A 15,183-nucleotide genomic window follows, 5' to 3' on the forward strand; every position below is an offset into this window, starting at 1 on the left:
CGTCAGGTCTTTTTCCCCTTCGGGGCGGGTGGGCCTCCGGGGTAGTTCGGCGAATACAGCACCGCGTGCGGCCGGGTGACGAGCCTGCCGTTCTTCACAAACTCCTCCCCGCGCGGGGCCAGATGCTCCGTCATGCGCCCGCGCCATTCCGCCAGCACTCCGGCACTGCCGGGGACACCGGAAAGGTCCCGCAGCTCGCGCGGGTCCTCCGTCAGGTCGAAAAGCTGCTCGCGGCCATCCTCGAACTGGTAGATGTACTTCATCCGCCCGTCTGTGAGGGCCGTCCAGTTGTGGCTTTCCGCGTAGCACCGGCAGTGCTCCAGGTCAATCCAGGGACGCCAGTCCGCCTTCGGGTCGCGGGCGAGCCGCAGCAGGCTGCTCCCGTCCATCGCCGGGGCGCCGGTGACGCCCGCCGCATCGAGAAACGTCGGCAGCACGTCGCGAAGCTCGACGGGGTGGTCCAGCCGCGTCCCGGCCGGGGCCGTGGTCCAGTCCGCAGGACAGCGCACGATCATGGGGATGCGCGCAGAGCCCTCGTAGGCGTAGGTCTTGCGCCAGAGATGGTGGTCCCCCGTCATGTCGCCGTGGTCGGCGGTGAACAGGATCAGCGTGTTCTCCAAGTCCCCGCGGCGCTCCAACGCGGCCAGCACCCGCCCGATCTGCTCGTCCAGGAAGGACACGGAGCCGTAGTAGCCCTGCCGTGCGGCGCGCGCCGCCTCCGGGCCGAGGTCGCCGTGCCACAGGCTGGGTCCGTCGCCGCTGCGCGTGGCGAGCCGCGCCGCCCAGTCGCCCACGGCCCGCTCTGGCAGGGGGGCGTCGCGGTAGGCGTCCATGAAACGTGCCGGGGGATCGTAGGGGCTGTGGGGCCGCGCGAAGGACACCTTTAGGAAGAAGGGGGCGTCTCCCGAATAGGAATCCAGAAACCGCTCCGCCACGTCCGCCGTCCAGCGCGTGGGGTGCAGCTCCTCCGGCAGGGCGTAGGGCGCGGAGGTGTTGTCGTTCCAGCCGATGCCCGTGGCGTCCGGGTCCAGCGTCGGCGCCTGAGACCGGAACCAGCCCCGGTAGTCGCTGCGGAACTCCGGCGACTCCGCCCGGCCCGACTCGTCCAAAACCGTCTCATGGTAGCCGTGAAGGTTCCGCTGGGGCGTGAAGTGCATTTTTCCAACGGCGTAACAATGATACCCGGCGTCGCGCAGGGCCTGGGGCTTCTCATACGGGTACTTCTCCGCCACCCGGCCGTACCCGAGCTGTCCGTGGTTCCAGGGCGACATGCCCGTAAGCAGCGCCGCCCGGGCCGGGGTGCAGGAGGGGGTCGAACTGTATGCCCGCGCGAAATGGAAGCCCTGGGCGGCCAGCCGGTCCAGGTGCGGCGTCTGGATGACGGGATTCCCCGACACGCCCAGGCAGTCCCCCCGCATCTGGTCCGCCATAAGGAACAGGATGTTCGGTTTTCTGGCAGGCGCGGAGGGGGCCGCCCCCAAGGCCGGCCGCACCGCTGCGGCGGCCACCGCCGCCCCCGCGCGCCCCATGAATGTCCTGCGCGAAATGCCGCCGGAACCTCTTGCCATGACCGTGTCCTCCATGTGGGCGGCCAGTATAGCAGACCCTTTCACGGACCGACACGGACCTGCACGGACAGGCCTCTGTCCATTCCGTCCATAAAGTCCATGTCGTCCATGCTGCCCCGAACACACTTCCGCTTGCCCGGACTTTCCGAACGTGCTACAGTGAAATCCGCACCCACACCACAGGAGGGCCGCGCATGGCCGGGTTGAACCGAAGGGCTTTCATGGCGGGAATGGGAGCCGCTTCACTATCCTTCCTGGCCGCGCGGCGCGCGCCCGCGCGGGACACCGCGCCCCCAAACTTCGTCGTCATCATCACGGACGACCACCGCTGGGACATGGCCGGGTTCGCCGGGCACCCCATCCTCCAGACGCCGGAGATGGACCGGCTGGCCGCCGGGGGGGTGCATTTTCGGAACGCCTTCGTCACCACGCCCATCTGCTGCACCAGCCGCGCCTCGATCCTGACGGGCATGCACGCCCGCAGCCACGGGGTGCATGACTTCGCCACCCCCCTGGCGCCGGAGGACCTGGCGCGCACCTATCCGTCTCTGCTGCACGCGGCGGGCTATGAAACCTGCCATGTCGGGAAGTACGGTGTCGGCGGCACGCCGCCCGCCGCGCTGGGCGTGCGGCCGCTTCCTCCCGGCAACGAGCCCTTCTTCCGCGAGGTGGACGGCGGGCGCCGTCATGTCACCCGCATCACCGCCGACATGGCCTCGGACTTCATCGCCTCCGTTCCGAAAGGACACCCCTTCTGCCTCACCGTCGGGTTTGACGCGCCCCATTCCCACGACTACGCGCGGCGGCCCTATCCGCCCGAGCCGGAATGCGAGTCCCTTTACCGGGACGTCGCCGTGCCGCCGCAGCCGCACTCCTCCTGCGGGGACTACGAGGCCCTTCCGGACTTCCTGAAGAACAGCGAGGGACGCATGCGCTGGGGCGTCCGCTTCTGCACCCCCGACTTTTATCAGGAATCCATGCGCGACGTGTTCCGCATGATCACCGGGGTGGACCGGGCCATCGGCCGCATCCGCGCCGCCCTGGACGCCGCCGGGGTCGCGGACAATACGGTCATCCTGCTCGTCGGGGACAACGGCGCGTTCTACGGCGAGCGCGGCCTGGCCGGGAAATGGTACGCCTACGAGGAGAGCATCCGTGTGCCCCTGGTCCTGTTTGATCCCGCGATTCCCGAGGGAATGCGCGGGCAGGCCCTGGACCCCATGGCACTCAACATTGATCTGGCCCCGACCATCACTGAGCGGGCCGGCCTGGCCGTGCCGGACACCATGCAGGGCCGCAGTCTCCTGGAACTGGCGCGGGGGGACAGCCCCGGGGACTGGCGGAGGGACTGGTATTTCGAGCATCTCTTCAAACACCCACTCATCCCCCGGAGCGAGGGCATCCGCGCCGAGGGATGGACCTACATCCGGTGGGTGGACACGGACCCCTTGATGGAGGAACTCTACGACCTGACGGCGGATTCCCATGAGACGCGCAATCTCGCGGCGGACCCCGCGCATGCCGAACGTCTGGAGACCCTGCGCGCGCGCTGGGCGGAGTGGCGCGAAACCCTTCCCGAGAGGATTCCTGCGTCATGAAGAGCCTGTCCCGCAGAACCTTTCTGGGCGTGTCCGCCGGAAGCCTTCTGGCCCTGCGCCGCGCCGGGGCGGTGGGCGACGACGCGTACCGGCCCAACATCCTGCTGATCTGCAGCGACCAGCAGCATGGCCGCGCTTTGGGTGTGGCCGACCCCTTCTTTGACACCCCGGCGCTCGACCGGCTGGCAAAGTCGGGCATGTGGTTCCGCGAGGCTTTCTGCACCACCCCGCAATGCTCCCCGAGCCGCTCCACGCTGTACACGGGGCTGTACCCCCACCGGACCGGTGTGCTGGGGAACCTCGACGTCCAGCGGCATGACGGGGGGCGGATCGGGGCGATGGCGCCCGGCCCTCCCACGCTGGGGCGGCTGCTGAAGGACGCGGGGTACCACACCGGCTATTTCGGCAAGTGGCATCTGGGGAACCGGGAGCGTTTCGCGGCGGACTTCGACGCCAGCGATCTGGACGGCGACGCCCACGGTGGCGCGACGGAGAAGGCGCTGGCTTTCCTGAAATCCCGGGCGGATGGCGAAGAAGGGCCCTTCGCCCTTTTCGTAAACTACATCAACCCGCACGACATCTACGGGGCGGCGAAAGAAATCTCCGCCGACAGCCCCCGGCCCGAGGGGCCGACGGTGCCCCGTCCCGCCTCGTGGGCGGACACGTTGGAGGGCAAACCCGCCCCCCAGCGGCAGTTTCTCACGGAGGACCAGGGCAAGCCGTTCTGCGGCTGGCCGGACGCCGCGCTGGAGAAATACCGCCTGGCCTACCGGGAGAAGTGCAGGCTGGTGGACCATGAGGTGGGCCGGCTGCTGGACACGCTGGATGCACTGGATTTGGCGGAAAACACCGTGGTGGTGTACGTCTCCGACCACGGCGACATGGACACCCACCACCGCCTGGTCTACAAGGGGCCGTTCATGTACGACCAGCTCGTGCGCGTGCCCCTGATCATCCGGGTGCCCGCGCGCTTCGGGGGAAGCGCAGGCGTCCGCAGCGACGACCTCGTTTCGCTCGCGGATGTCACGCCGACGCTTTGCGCCCTCGCGCGGAGGGAGGTGCCCGAAGGGGACGGCATGTCCCTCGCCCCTGCGTTGTCCGGCGGTGTCCCGTTCGTGCCGAGGGACGGCGTGGCCGTGCAGTACTACGGCAAGCAGCAGTGGGTGAACCCCATCCGCACCTGGCGGACGCGGGACTGGAAGTACAGCCGCTATCTGGAGCATGGTGAGGAACTCTACGATTTGAGAAACGACCCGGAGGAGACGCGCAATCTTGCCGGGGACCCCGCCTGTTCGGAACGGATGGCGGAGATGCGCGCCGCCCTGGACGGGGGGATGCGGGGACACGGGGACACACGGTTCGACACCTACTGGCCCACGGACCGGCAGGGGGGGAGGCTGAAACCGAAGAATGGCTGACACGCGGCGGGCCGACATTGACTGGCTGCGCATCGGGGCGGTGCTCCTGCTGGTTCCCTTCCACACAGCGTGCGTCTACGGCGCGTGGGGCGATTTCTATGTGAGAGGGGGGGAGAGAAGCCTCCTGCTCAGTGCGCTGGTGGTGACGGGTTGCGGTGCTTGGCACATGCCCCTCCTGTTCTGGCTGGCGGGGGCGTCCGCCCGCATGTCCCTCGCCGCGCGCGGCGCGGGCGGCTTCCTGGCGGAGCGGGTCCGCCGCCTGCTGGTTCCCTTTGTCTTTGGCGTGCTGGTGGTGGTGCCGCCCCAGTCCTATCTGGCCTGCCTGGTGCGCGGCACCTGGTCCGGCGGCTATTTTTCCTGGTACCCCCGCCAGTTCTTCACCATCGGCCCGGCGGGCCTCTCAGGCTATGAAGGCGGGTTCACCCCGGCCCATCTCTGGTTTGTGCTGTTCCTCTTCGTCTATGTGTGCGTGTCGTTTCCCCTGCTGAAATGGCTGGCCGGGGACGCATCTGCACGATTTCGAGGATGCCTCGCCGCTCTGCTGGAACATCCGGTGGCGTTCTGGCTGGTCCCTGTTCCGTTCATGCTCGCGCAGCTCGTCCCGGATATTGGGGACAAAAACATCCCCTATTTCTTTCTCATATTCATCGCCGGTTTCTTGTGGCAGGCGGACCCCGCGATTGCCGCCGCTCTGGAAAGGCGCAGGCGCGCCGCCTTGATCGTTGGTCTCCTGTGTCTGGCGGCACCCATTGCCGGATGGGTTGCCGGCGCGCACCACCATTTCTGGGTCGGCAAGGCTCTGGACATTTCTTACGAGGGCTTTGCCATGTGGTGCCTGGTGGTCGCTCTGGTTGGATACGGGAAACGCCTCGCGGACCTGCGGCCGGCGATTCTTCCGCATCTTGCGGAGGGGGCCTATCCCTTCTACATCCTTCACCAGACCATCGTGGTCTGCACCGCGTTTTTTCTCCGGCCATTCGCGTTGCCGCCGCTGCCGGGGTTCCTGATCGTGACGGCGGGGGCGGGGACCTTCACGGCGCTGCTCTATCTGGGGCTGGTGCGGCCGTTCAACCCGGTCCGCTTCCTCTTCGGCATGAAACCCCGGCGAAAAAGGGCGGCCGCATGATTGACTCCGGCGGGGTCCAACCCCTACCTTTGTCCTGCGGCGTCGCGGACTGCGGGCGCCGGAGACAGGATCCATGAAACTGGTCATTGCCCCAGACTCCTTCAAGGAGGCGGCGTCCGCCGCGCGCGTCGCGGCGGCGGTCGCGGACGGGTGGCGGTCTGTCTGGCCGGAGACGGAGTTGTGCCTCGTTCCCATGGCCGACGGCGGTGAGGGAACGCTCGACGCCCTGGTCGGCGGCGGGCGCGGGCGCGTGGAGCGGGTGGAGACGACGGGCCCCCTGGGCGAGCCTGTCACCGCGTCCCTCGGGTTTCTGGACGAAGGCCGGGCCGCCGTGGTGGAGTCGGCCCAGGCGGTCGGCCTCTCGCTGATTCCGCCGGAACGGCGTAATCCCGCCCGGACCACCACCTTCGGCATTGGCAGGATGATCGCCGCCGCGCTGGACCGGGGAGCGCGGCGCATCCTCGTGGCCGTGGGGGGCACGTCCACCAACGACGGCGGCGCGGGCATGGCCCAGGCGCTGGGCGTGTCGTTGAAAGACGCCGAAGGCCGGGAGCTTCCCCCGGGCGGGGAGGCCCTGCTGAGGTTGGACCACGTGGACCTGTCCGGGCTGGATCCGCGCATCGCCGAGACGGAAATCCTGGTCGCCTGCGATGTGAACAACCCCCTGTGCGGACCCGCAGGGGCTTCTCTCCTGTACTCGCCGCAGAAGGGTGCGGACCCGGTCCTGGCCGAACGGCTTGACGATGCCCTGGCCCATTTCGCCGGGGTGGTCCTGCGGGGCCTGGATAAGGATGTTCGCATTCTGCCGGGGGGCGGCGCGGCGGGCGGACTGGGCGCGGGCCTGGCGGCGTTTCTCGGCGCGCGTCTCGTGCCCGGCGTGGAGGTGGTGGCCCGCGAGGCGGGGCTGGAGGAGGCGCTGCGCGGGGCGGACCTCGTGATCACGGGGGAGGGCCGGCTGGACGCCCAGTCGCTCTGGGGGAAGGTGCCCGTGGGGGTGGCCCGGCTGGGCCGCGCCGCCGGGGTGCCGGTCATCGCCCTGGCGGGAAGCCTGTCCGGGGATCTGTCGGCCCTTTGCGCGGAGGGGCTGACCGCCGCCTTCGCCCTGGCCGACGGCCCCATGTCCCTGGAGGAATCCATGGTCGCCACGGAGGAACTGTTGCGGCGCCGAAGTGCCATGCTTGCCCGTGTCTGGCGCGCCGCCCAGGAGGTGCGGCCATGAAGTCCCCGGACACGGCACACGCGGGGCTTCCGTTCTCCCCGGGGCGTCTTTTGCGCACGGTGACGCGCCTGCATCCCGCCCAGGTCGGCTGGCGGCTTCTGCGCACGGCGCAGCAGCCCTTTGCGCCCGCGGCGGCGCGGCGGTGCGGTCCCGGAACACAGGGGGCGCTTGACACGGAGACGCTGTCCCGCCTGCGCGCCTTTTTGGAGGATGCGGCCCGCGCCGGGCTGGCGGCGGGGGGGGGACTGCTGGAAGCCCTTCGCTCGGGACACCCCGTCTTTCTGAACCGTGCGGCCTCCGCAGCGGGGTATCCGTGGAACGATGCCGCGCTGCCCAAACTCTGGCGCTACCAGCTGCACGGGTTCCGTTGGCTGATGTTGCTGGCCCTGGAGAACACGCACGCTCCCCGGCCGGAGGACCGCGCATTGGCGCGGGACGCGTTCTCAGACTGGATGCGGAACAACCCGCCGGGGACGGGCGACGGATGGGAACCGTTCCCGGTTTCGGAGCGTATCCTGAACTGGTCGCTTGCGGGGGCGGTGTTTACCCCGGAGGATCTGGATCTGCGCGCCTCCGTGGAGCACCAGGCCCGGTGGCTGGCGCGGCGGTTTGAATGGGACCTTCAGGGGAACCATTTGCTCAAGAACGCCTGCGCCCTGGCGGTGGCGGGCGCGGTGCTGGGCGATGCGGCTCTGTGGACGCGGGGCGCGGCGGAGGCAATGAGGCAGTTTGACCGGCAGGTGCTGTCTGACGGGGGGCACTGCGAGCGGAGTCCCATGTACCACGCCCTGGCGTTGTGGGACGGGCTGGTGCTGCATGCCGCCCTGGGGGACGAGCACCCCGCCGCGGAGCGGTTGCGCCCTGTGCTGCTGCGCATGGCGGACTTTCTCCAGGGGGTGGCGCATCCCGACGGCGACATTCCGCTGTTCAACGACGCCGTGCTCGGGGAGGCGTTCCCGGCGCGAGCGCTCGCGGACTTCGCCGCGCACCGGTGCGGCAGCGCGGTTCGCTTGCGCGGCGACTTCCCCGACACGGGGGTTTACGCGCTTGGGAACGCCGCAGGACGCCTTCTGGTGAAAGCCGGCCCGGTGCCCTCCGTCCAGCCAGGCCATGCCCACGGCGACCCGTTGACCTTCGAGCTTTCTCTGGGAAACACGCGCATGCTGGTGGATGCCGGGTGCCATGGATACGCGGAAAGCCCGCTGCGCGCGTGGTGCCGGAGTGTGCGGGCCCACAACACCGCAGTGGTGGACGGCATTGAGCCGGTGGAGGCGTGGTCCGTGTTTCGGGTCGGAAACCGCCACGCCCCGCCCTTCGCGCGGGTGGAGGGGGGTGCCGATGGTGCGCGGTTCTCGGGAGAGGTGGCCCTGCCGGGCGGCGTAGTTCACCGTCGGGAAATTCTGTGCCCGGACAGCGCCCCCGCCTGGCGGGTGCGCGACGCGGCGGTGCGGCGGGACGGAGCCCCGGGGTCACTTCTGGCACTGCTGCACACCGCCCCGGACGCAGCGGTCTCCCTGCGGGAAGACGGCGCCTGCCTGCTCCGCCGGGGCGCGGCGGTGCTCCTAGTCCTGCCCGAGCCGGGAACGGCGCTGTCCGCCCATCTGCCGGGGGAGGGGGAGGTGCGGTTCTGGTACTGCCCCCGTTTCGGGGTGTCGGACCCCGCGCCCACGCTGGAAGTCACACCCTCACGGGAAGGGGAGGGGTGCTGCGGCGTGTGGCTGTGTCCCCCGGAGGCGGAGGACGCTGTCCGCGCATGGAGGAAAAAGAATCCGGGATGACCGGCGTCACACGCGCAGGAAGATTTTGAAGCGGTAGAGGAGATACAGGGGGACGAAGAAGACCAGCACGGCCCCCGCCGCGATGAGCACCTGGGCCACCATGCCGGGGTCGCCGGTGGTCCAGAACTTCTCCAGAAATTCGCCCACGTTCACCACGTGCGCGGCCATGTAGATGAGGATGGCATTGGAGCCGATGACGATGAAGGGGAAGGTCCACTTCTCCCAGTGCCAGATGTCCACCACGAGGTAGAACGCCGCCAGCAGCAGAAAACTCCATCCGCCGGCCCACAGCACCATCGAGCTGGTCCACAGGTGCTTGATGATGGGGAAATGAATTCCCCACAGCCAGCCGCCCGCGAGGCAGGCGAGGCCAATGACGGTCAGCACCAGGAGCCTGCGGCGCGGGCTCCAAGCGTCGTGGCGGAGCACATGCCCCCCGAACACCCCCAGCAGCACAGTGCCGCCGAAGCCTAACCCGGGGAGGATCCACGCGTAGGAGGTGCCGTCCCGGAACCCCCGCAGGATGAACTCGTCGAGCCACAGGGCCAGATTGGCGTCGGGCTCCAGCGTGCCCGCGGCCAGTCCGGGCGCGGGCACGAACATCATGAGCGCCCAGTAGGCAACAAGCAGCGCCGCCGCCAGCAGGGCCTGCCCCAACAGGGGGAAATGCAGCACCGCGACCGCCGCGATCAAATAGCCGACGGCAATCGCCTGGAGGGTGTTCGAATAGAGACTCAGCGTGTCAAGATCGAACTCCAGCAGGTTTCCCTGGGCGATCATGCCGAAAATCCACAGCAGGAGCAGCCGCCGCGCGATGCGGCGGTAAATGGCCCGGTAGTCCCGCGTGTCCCCCAGACGCCGCGCAAACGCGAAGGGAAGCGACACCCCGGCCAGAAACAGGAACAGGGGCATGATCATGTCCCAGGCCGTGAATCCCGTCCATTCGGGGTGGGACAACTGGTAAAGGAAGGCCTTCGGCACGCCGCGGGATCCGCAGAACAGCGCGGCCACGGCGATCAGCAGTTCCCTGCCGCCGACGATCCAGAACATGTCAAAGCCGCGCAGGGCGTCCACGGACACGATCCGGCGGACGGCGGGCGGCGGGGGGGTGGGGGTGGCGGTGGGGGTGGGGGTATCAGTCACGGGGTGTCCTCCAGAAAGGCCATAGGGTACGCCCTTTTGGGGGGTCGCCACAACCCGCGCGCGGAAAAGGACGCGCGTTTGCACCTCTCTGTCCTCCAATTTCCCGGTGCCCGGGCCGGTCCGTTTGTCGAAAAACCGCCCCGGCTTGTGCATAATACCGGGGCCTTTCCGGCCCAAGAAGGACGAAACCCCTGACGCGCGGGAAACACGCATGGAAAAGAAGCCGCTGACCACACGGTCCATGAACATCACCGACCGCCTCACGCGCAAGATCATTTCGGGGGAATACCCGGTGGGGTCGAAGCTCCCCACGGAGCGCGCGCTCGCAGAGGAGTTCGATGTGGCCCGCCACGTCATCCGCGAGGCCCTGAAGCGCATCGAGGCCGTGGGTCTGGTGACCATCCGCCAGGGATCGGGCATCTATGTCCAGCGGCTCCATTTCCTCGCGGGTATCGAGATCTTTGACACCCTGCTTACCAATGAGGACGGGTCCATCAACTACGCCTTCCTGCTGGACGTGATGGAGTTCCGCAAGCACATCGTGCGCACCGTGGTGAACCTTTCCGTGGAGCGGCATACGGAGGAGGAGGAGGCCGAGGTGCGCGCCCTCTTCCTCGAGCTGGTGTCCAGCCCGGAGGCCGACCGGGAGCGTGTTTACGAGGCGCTTTTCGAGCGCATGGCCTATTCCACGCACAACCAGGTCTACGCCCTGCTCTACAACAGCGTCGGCCGCATCTTCCTGAAACTGCGGCGGACCTTTGAGATTCCCATCGTGGGCATCACCGGCGTCTCCACCCTGCTGGGCGAGCTGCTGCGCGCCTACAGCGAGCGGGATGTTGAGGTGGCGGACCGCCTGATCATGGGGTATCTGGAGATGCTTGACCAGTCCATCAAGAACATGGCCGATGCGCGGGCGCAGGCGGCAAGGAATGGCGGGGCCGTCCCCAGTGCCTGACAGGACCACAGACATCTGTCCGGTCGGGGCGGATATCTACCTTCTCCCGGTCACAACGCGGGTTCCGCTGAAGTTTGGCTCGGAGACCCTCACCAGCGTGGACTGCGCGCGCGTGGCCCTGCGCGTGGAGGACCGCGCGGGGCGCGGCGCCACCGGATGGGGGGAGACCCCCCTCAGCGTGCAGTGGGTGTGGCCGTGCTCCCTGCCCTACGACGTCCGGCTCCGTGCCCTGCATGACTTCTGTCGTGTCCTGTGCCGGGAATGGCCCTCTTTCGACTGTGCGGGGCACCCGATGGAGGTGGGCCACGCCTTCCTGGAGGAGCGGCTGCCCGTCCTGCTCCAGGACTTCAACCGCGCGCGGCCGGGAACGGAAATGCCCTGGCTCGCCGCCCTGGTCTGCTGCTCCGCCTTCGATATCGCCCTTCACGACGCCTACGGCGTCCTGCACGGCGTGCCGGTCTACGAAACCTACAACGCGGACTGGATGAACGCCGACCTTGCGCATTTTCTGACATCCGCTCCCGATGCTGGGGTCTGTTTCGCGGGCAGGTATCCGCAGGACTTTCTGGCGCGCCCCGCCCCGGACCGGCTACCCGTGTGGCATCTTGTGGGGGGGAAGGACTGGATCGGCCCGGAGGAGGCCGACGGCTCCGCGCCCGACGACGGGTATCCCTTCCTGCTCCGGGACTGGATCCGCCGGGACGGGCTGAAGTGCCTCAAGGTCAAGCTGCGGGGCGACGACCCCGCCTGGGACTACGACCGTCTCACCGCCGTGGGGCGCATCGCGATGGAGGAGGGGGCGGACTGGCTCAGCGCGGACTTTAATTGCCTGGTCACCGATCCGGCCTACGTCAACGGCGTTCTCGACCGCCTGCTGGCGGAGGAGCCGCGCATCTACCGCATGCTGCTCTATGTCGAGCAGCCCTTCCCCTACGAGCTGGAGACCCACAGCATAGACGTCCACAGCGTGTCCGCCCGCAAGCCGCTCTTCATGGACGAGAGCGCCCATGACTGGCGGGTGGTGCGGCGGGGCCGCGAACTGGGCTGGACCGGTGTCGCGCTCAAGACCTGCAAGACCCAGACCGGGGCGCTCCTGAGCCTGTGCTGGGCGAAGGCCCACGGCATGACCCTCATGGTCCAGGACCTGACCAACCCCATGCTCGCCCAGATTCCCCATGTCCAGCTCGCCGCGCATGCGGGCACCATCATGGGCGTCGAAAGCAACGGCATGCAGTTCTATCCCGACGCCAGCCTCCCCGAGGCGGAGGTGCATCCGGGGCTTTACACCCGCCGCGCGGGTGTCCTCGACCGGTCCACCCTTTCGGGGCCGGGTTTCGGATACTGTCTCGACCGGATTCGGCGCGTCCTGCCCGATCCGGATTTCAGCGCCGAACGCTGAGCGGTTTTTCGTCCCCGCCGGGAAAGATTTGACGCGGGCGTTTCTGTGTGGCATCATACCCGCGCCCCTCCGGCCTGCTGTGACTGGCGAGAGTACGTGGTCAAACCACGGGGAAGCAGCAGGCGGCCAAGCCGCTCGCCTGGGCGCATCGCTTTCCCTGCGGGGAAGACAGGGCAGGATTCTTGCCGGCTGCGGGCCTTAAACCCCGCAGCGGGGAGTATGCCGATGCGTCAAACGCCGCTTTTCAATGTCTATGCCCGCCATGGCGCCCGTGTCGTGGACTTTCACGGGTGGGCCCTCCCGGTCCAGTTTGCCGGGATTGTGGAGGAGCACCTCCACACCCGCCGCGCCGCCGGGGTCTTCGACTGCTCGCACATGGGCGAGTTCATGATCCGGGGCGCGGAGGCCATTGCCGCCTTCGACCGCCTCGTCATCAGCGACATGCCCTCCCTGAAACCGGGCCGCTGCCGGTACACCACGCTTGTGAACGCCGATGCGGGCATCATTGACGACTGCGTCGCCCTGCGCCTTTCCCCGGAGGAGATGTACCTGGTCACCAACGCGGGCCCCCTGGAGGAGGTGTCGGCCCTGCTGGCGGCCCGGGTGCCCGGCGTGGAGGACCTGTCGGCGGCCACGGCAAAGATTGACGTGCAGGGGCCGCTTTCGCGCGACCTCCTGCTGTCGCTGGGAATGGAGGCCGCCGGACCGCTGGCCTATTGGAGCGGCACCCGCATGGAGTGGCGCGGCATTCCGATGGTGGTCACCCGGGCGGGCTACACGGGCGAACTGGGGTACGAGATTTTCACACCCGCCGACGCCGCCGAGACACTGTGGGAGGCCGTGCTGGCGGGGGACGGTGCGGTGCCGTGCGGCCTGGGCGCGCGGGACACGCTGCGGTCGGAGATGGCCTACCCGCTGAACGGGGACGACCTCGACCCCTCGCGCACCCCCCTGGAGGCCTCGATGGACCGCTTCATCGCGTGGGATTCCGACTTTCCCGGGAAAGGGCGCCTTCTCCGCCAGCGCGCGGAGGGGAACTACGAGCGCCTGACGCCGGTGCGGTCGCTGGACCGCCGCGCGCCGCGCGCCGGGTTCGAGGTGTTTGACGGCGCGGAGCGCGCGGGCACGGTAACGAGCGGCACCTTCGGTCCCAGCCTGGGCTGCGGCGTGGGGCTGGCCTACCTGTCCCCGGCGGCGGCCGTTCCCGGTAGGCGGCTTGCCGCAGGCCCGCGCAATTTGGAAATAGAAGTCTGCGAGGCCCCCGTGTACCGGGAAGGCACCTGCAGGATGAAGGTCACCGGATAACCCATTTCGAGGAGGACAGCCCCCATGAACCCTGAGTCCCTGCGCTTCACCGAAACCCATGAGTGGATCGGCGCGGAGGACGGCGGCCTGTACGCCGTCGGCATCAGCGACCACGCCCAGCATGAGCTGGGGGACGTGACCTATGTGGACCTGCCGAAACTTGGCGCGCGCCTGGATCAGGGCGCCAAGGCCGCAGAGGTGGAGTCCGTAAAGGCCGCCAGTGACATCTACTCCCCTGTCGCGGGGGTCGTGGCCGCGGTCAACGCGGAACTGGACGCGGCGACGGAGCTGGTCAACCAGGACCCCTATGGCGCGGGATGGTTCTTCAAGCTGAAGGACGTGGACCCCTCGGCCCTGGAAGCCCTGATGGATTTCGATCAGTACAAGAGCTTCTGCGGCGGGTGACGCGGTGCCAGGAAAGGAGAAGGACATGAGCTGGATTCCCGTGACCGAACAGGACCGCCGGGAGATGCTCGCCGAAATCGGCGCGGCATCCGTGGAGGAGTTGTTCTCCGTCATTCCGGGCGAGCTCCGCATGCGGGGGTGGAACCTGAGTCCCGGCATGGCCGAGGCCGCCCTGCGCCGGCATGTCGCCGGCCTGGCCGGACGCAACGCCGTGTCCCCGGTTTCGTTCTTGGGCGGCGGCTACTACGACCACTTCATCCCGGCGGCGGTGGACGCGCTGGCCTCGCGGAGCGAGTTCTTCACGGCCTACACCCCCTACCAGCCGGAGGCCGCCCAGGGCACGCTCCAGGCGATCTACGAATACCAGTCCGCCGTTTGCCGCCTCACGGACATGGAGTGCGCCAACGCCTCCCTCTATGACGGGGGCACGGCGGTCTTCGAGGCGGCCGTGATGGCCTGCCGCGCCACCGGACGCGGCGTGGTCCGGGTGCATGATTCCGTCAACCCTGTCTGGCGGGGCATTCTGCGCACCCAAACCGCAAACCTGGACGTGGAAGTCGCCGACGGCGCGGACCCCGAAGGCGCCGCCTGCGTCATCGTGCAGAATCCCGCGTTTCGGGGCGACCTGGCGGATTTCACGGACCTCGCCGCCGCCTGCCACTCGGCGGGCGCGCTGCTGGTGATGGCCTTTGACCCCGTGTCCCTCGGGTTGCTGAAATCGCCGGGGGCCATGGGGGCGGACATTGCCGTGGCGGAGGGACAGGGGCTCGGACTGCCCCTGGGCTTCGGCGGCCCCTATCTCGGCGTGCTCGCGGCGCGCAAGGCCCTCATCCGCAAGATGCCCGGCCGCATCGCGGCGGCGACGGTGGACACGGAGGGGAAGCGCGGGTTCGTGCTGACCCTCCAGGCGCGCGAGCAGCACATCCGCCGGGAGAAGGCCAACTCGAACATCTGCTCCAACCAGGCGCTCTGCGCCCTGCGCGCGCTCATCTACCTCTGCCTCGCCGGACCGGAGGGCCTGCGCGAGGTGGCGGAGGCCTGCCACGCGAAGGCGGAATACCTGAAGGCGCGGCTCGCCGCGCGGTTCCCCGTCGCAAACCCGGGGCCGACCTTTAACGAGTTCGTGGTGCGCCTGCCAATCCCGGCGGAGCGCGCCGCGGCCCTGCTGCTGGAGCGCGGTTTCCTGGCGGGGCTGCCCCTGGCCGCCGTGGGCGCGGGCGGGCAGGAGGAGCTGCTGGTCGCCGTGACCGAGACGCGGACGCGGTCCGA

The 15,183-nt window shown here is 68.7% G+C and carries 12 protein-coding genes; 10 read left to right on the forward strand and 2 right to left on the reverse strand.

Annotated features, from left to right (window positions below; translation table 11 throughout):
* Window positions 1-2: 2 nt before the first annotated feature.
* The gene (locus GXY15_04945; protein NLV40559.1) at window positions 3-1,547 is read right to left on the reverse strand and encodes an arylsulfatase; all 1,545 of its coding nucleotides are present in this window, start codon (window positions 1,545-1,547) and stop codon (window positions 3-5) included.
* Window positions 1,548-1,789: 242 nt separating this feature from the next.
* Here GXY15_04945 and GXY15_04950 point away from each other — a divergent pair, with 242 nt between their 5' ends.
* The 5 genes from GXY15_04950 to GXY15_04970 all read left to right on the forward strand — a co-directional run bounded on the left by GXY15_04950 (window position 1,790) and on the right by GXY15_04970 (window position 8,707).
* Window positions 1,790-3,166 carry a sulfatase gene (locus GXY15_04950; GenBank protein NLV40560.1) on the forward strand — a complete coding sequence of 459 codons (1,377 nt, stop codon included), beginning with the start codon at window positions 1,790-1,792 and terminating at the stop codon, window positions 3,164-3,166.
* On the forward strand, window positions 3,163-4,584 hold the full coding sequence (locus GXY15_04955; GenBank protein NLV40561.1) for a sulfatase-like hydrolase/transferase: 1,422 nt from the start codon (window positions 3,163-3,165) through the stop codon (window positions 4,582-4,584). Before GXY15_04950 ends, GXY15_04955 begins: the two co-directional genes overlap by 4 nt.
* Complete coding sequence (locus GXY15_04960; protein ID NLV40562.1) at window positions 4,577-5,710, forward strand: acyltransferase; 1,134 nt, start codon at window positions 4,577-4,579, stop codon at window positions 5,708-5,710. Before GXY15_04955 ends, GXY15_04960 begins: the two co-directional genes overlap by 8 nt.
* 73 nt (window positions 5,711-5,783) lie before the next feature.
* Window positions 5,784-6,929, forward strand: coding sequence for a glycerate kinase (locus tag GXY15_04965; protein NLV40563.1), 1,146 nt, complete (start codon window positions 5,784-5,786; stop codon window positions 6,927-6,929).
* Complete coding sequence (locus GXY15_04970) at window positions 6,926-8,707, forward strand: hypothetical protein (GenBank protein NLV40564.1); 1,782 nt, start codon at window positions 6,926-6,928, stop codon at window positions 8,705-8,707. Before GXY15_04965 ends, GXY15_04970 begins: the two co-directional genes overlap by 4 nt.
* A 6-nt stretch (window positions 8,708-8,713) precedes the next feature.
* Here GXY15_04970 and GXY15_04975 read toward each other — a convergent pair whose 3' ends face one another.
* On the reverse strand, window positions 8,714-9,850 hold the full coding sequence (locus GXY15_04975) for a DUF5009 domain-containing protein (protein NLV40565.1): 1,137 nt from the start codon (window positions 9,848-9,850) through the stop codon (window positions 8,714-8,716).
* Between the two features lie 211 nt (window positions 9,851-10,061).
* On the opposite strand from GXY15_04975, the gene GXY15_04980 reads away from it, so the two are divergent.
* The 5 genes from GXY15_04980 to GXY15_05000 form a co-directional block, all read left to right on the forward strand.
* Window positions 10,062-10,805, forward strand: coding sequence for a FadR family transcriptional regulator (locus tag GXY15_04980; GenBank protein NLV40566.1), 744 nt, complete (start codon window positions 10,062-10,064; stop codon window positions 10,803-10,805).
* A complete protein-coding gene (locus tag GXY15_04985; GenBank protein ID NLV40567.1) occupies window positions 10,780-12,204 on the forward strand; it encodes a mandelate racemase/muconate lactonizing enzyme family protein in 1,425 nt (474 codons plus the stop codon). Before GXY15_04980 ends, GXY15_04985 begins: the two co-directional genes overlap by 26 nt.
* Before the next feature lie 225 nt (window positions 12,205-12,429).
* A complete protein-coding gene (gene gcvT, locus GXY15_04990) occupies window positions 12,430-13,509 on the forward strand; it encodes a glycine cleavage system aminomethyltransferase GcvT (GenBank protein NLV40568.1) in 1,080 nt (359 codons plus the stop codon).
* 24 nt (window positions 13,510-13,533) lie between these two features.
* Window positions 13,534-13,914, forward strand: coding sequence for a glycine cleavage system protein GcvH (gcvH, locus tag GXY15_04995; protein NLV40569.1), 381 nt, complete (start codon window positions 13,534-13,536; stop codon window positions 13,912-13,914).
* A gap of 25 nt (window positions 13,915-13,939) precedes the next feature.
* The coding region (locus GXY15_05000; GenBank protein NLV40570.1) for an aminomethyl-transferring glycine dehydrogenase subunit GcvPA at window positions 13,940-15,183 on the forward strand (1,244 nt) is incomplete at its 3' end.

This window comes from Candidatus Hydrogenedentota bacterium, from assembly GCA_012730045.1.
Lineage (GTDB): Bacteria > Hydrogenedentota > Hydrogenedentia > Hydrogenedentales > CAITNO01 > JAAYBR01.

Bases quoted from the DNA above. Each gene is read 5' to 3' on its own strand.
- GXY15_04965 (NLV40563.1), top strand. From the start codon at position 5,784: ATGAAACTGGTCATTGCCCCAGACTCCTTCAAGGAGGCGGCGTCCGCC.
- gcvH (NLV40569.1), top strand. From the start codon at position 13,534: ATGAACCCTGAGTCCCTGCGCTTCACCGAAACCCATGAGTGGATCGGC.
- GXY15_04970 (NLV40564.1), top strand. From the start codon at position 6,926: ATGAAGTCCCCGGACACGGCACACGCGGGGCTTCCGTTCTCCCCGGGG.
- gcvT (NLV40568.1), top strand. From the start codon at position 12,430: ATGCGTCAAACGCCGCTTTTCAATGTCTATGCCCGCCATGGCGCCCGT.
- GXY15_04950 (NLV40560.1), top strand. From the start codon at position 1,790: ATGGCGGGAATGGGAGCCGCTTCACTATCCTTCCTGGCCGCGCGGCGC.
- GXY15_04980 (NLV40566.1), top strand. From the start codon at position 10,062: ATGGAAAAGAAGCCGCTGACCACACGGTCCATGAACATCACCGACCGC.
- GXY15_04985 (NLV40567.1), top strand. From the start codon at position 10,780: ATGGCGGGGCCGTCCCCAGTGCCTGACAGGACCACAGACATCTGTCCG.
- GXY15_04955 (NLV40561.1), top strand. From the start codon at position 3,163: ATGAAGAGCCTGTCCCGCAGAACCTTTCTGGGCGTGTCCGCCGGAAGC.
- GXY15_04960 (NLV40562.1), top strand. From the start codon at position 4,577: ATGGCTGACACGCGGCGGGCCGACATTGACTGGCTGCGCATCGGGGCG.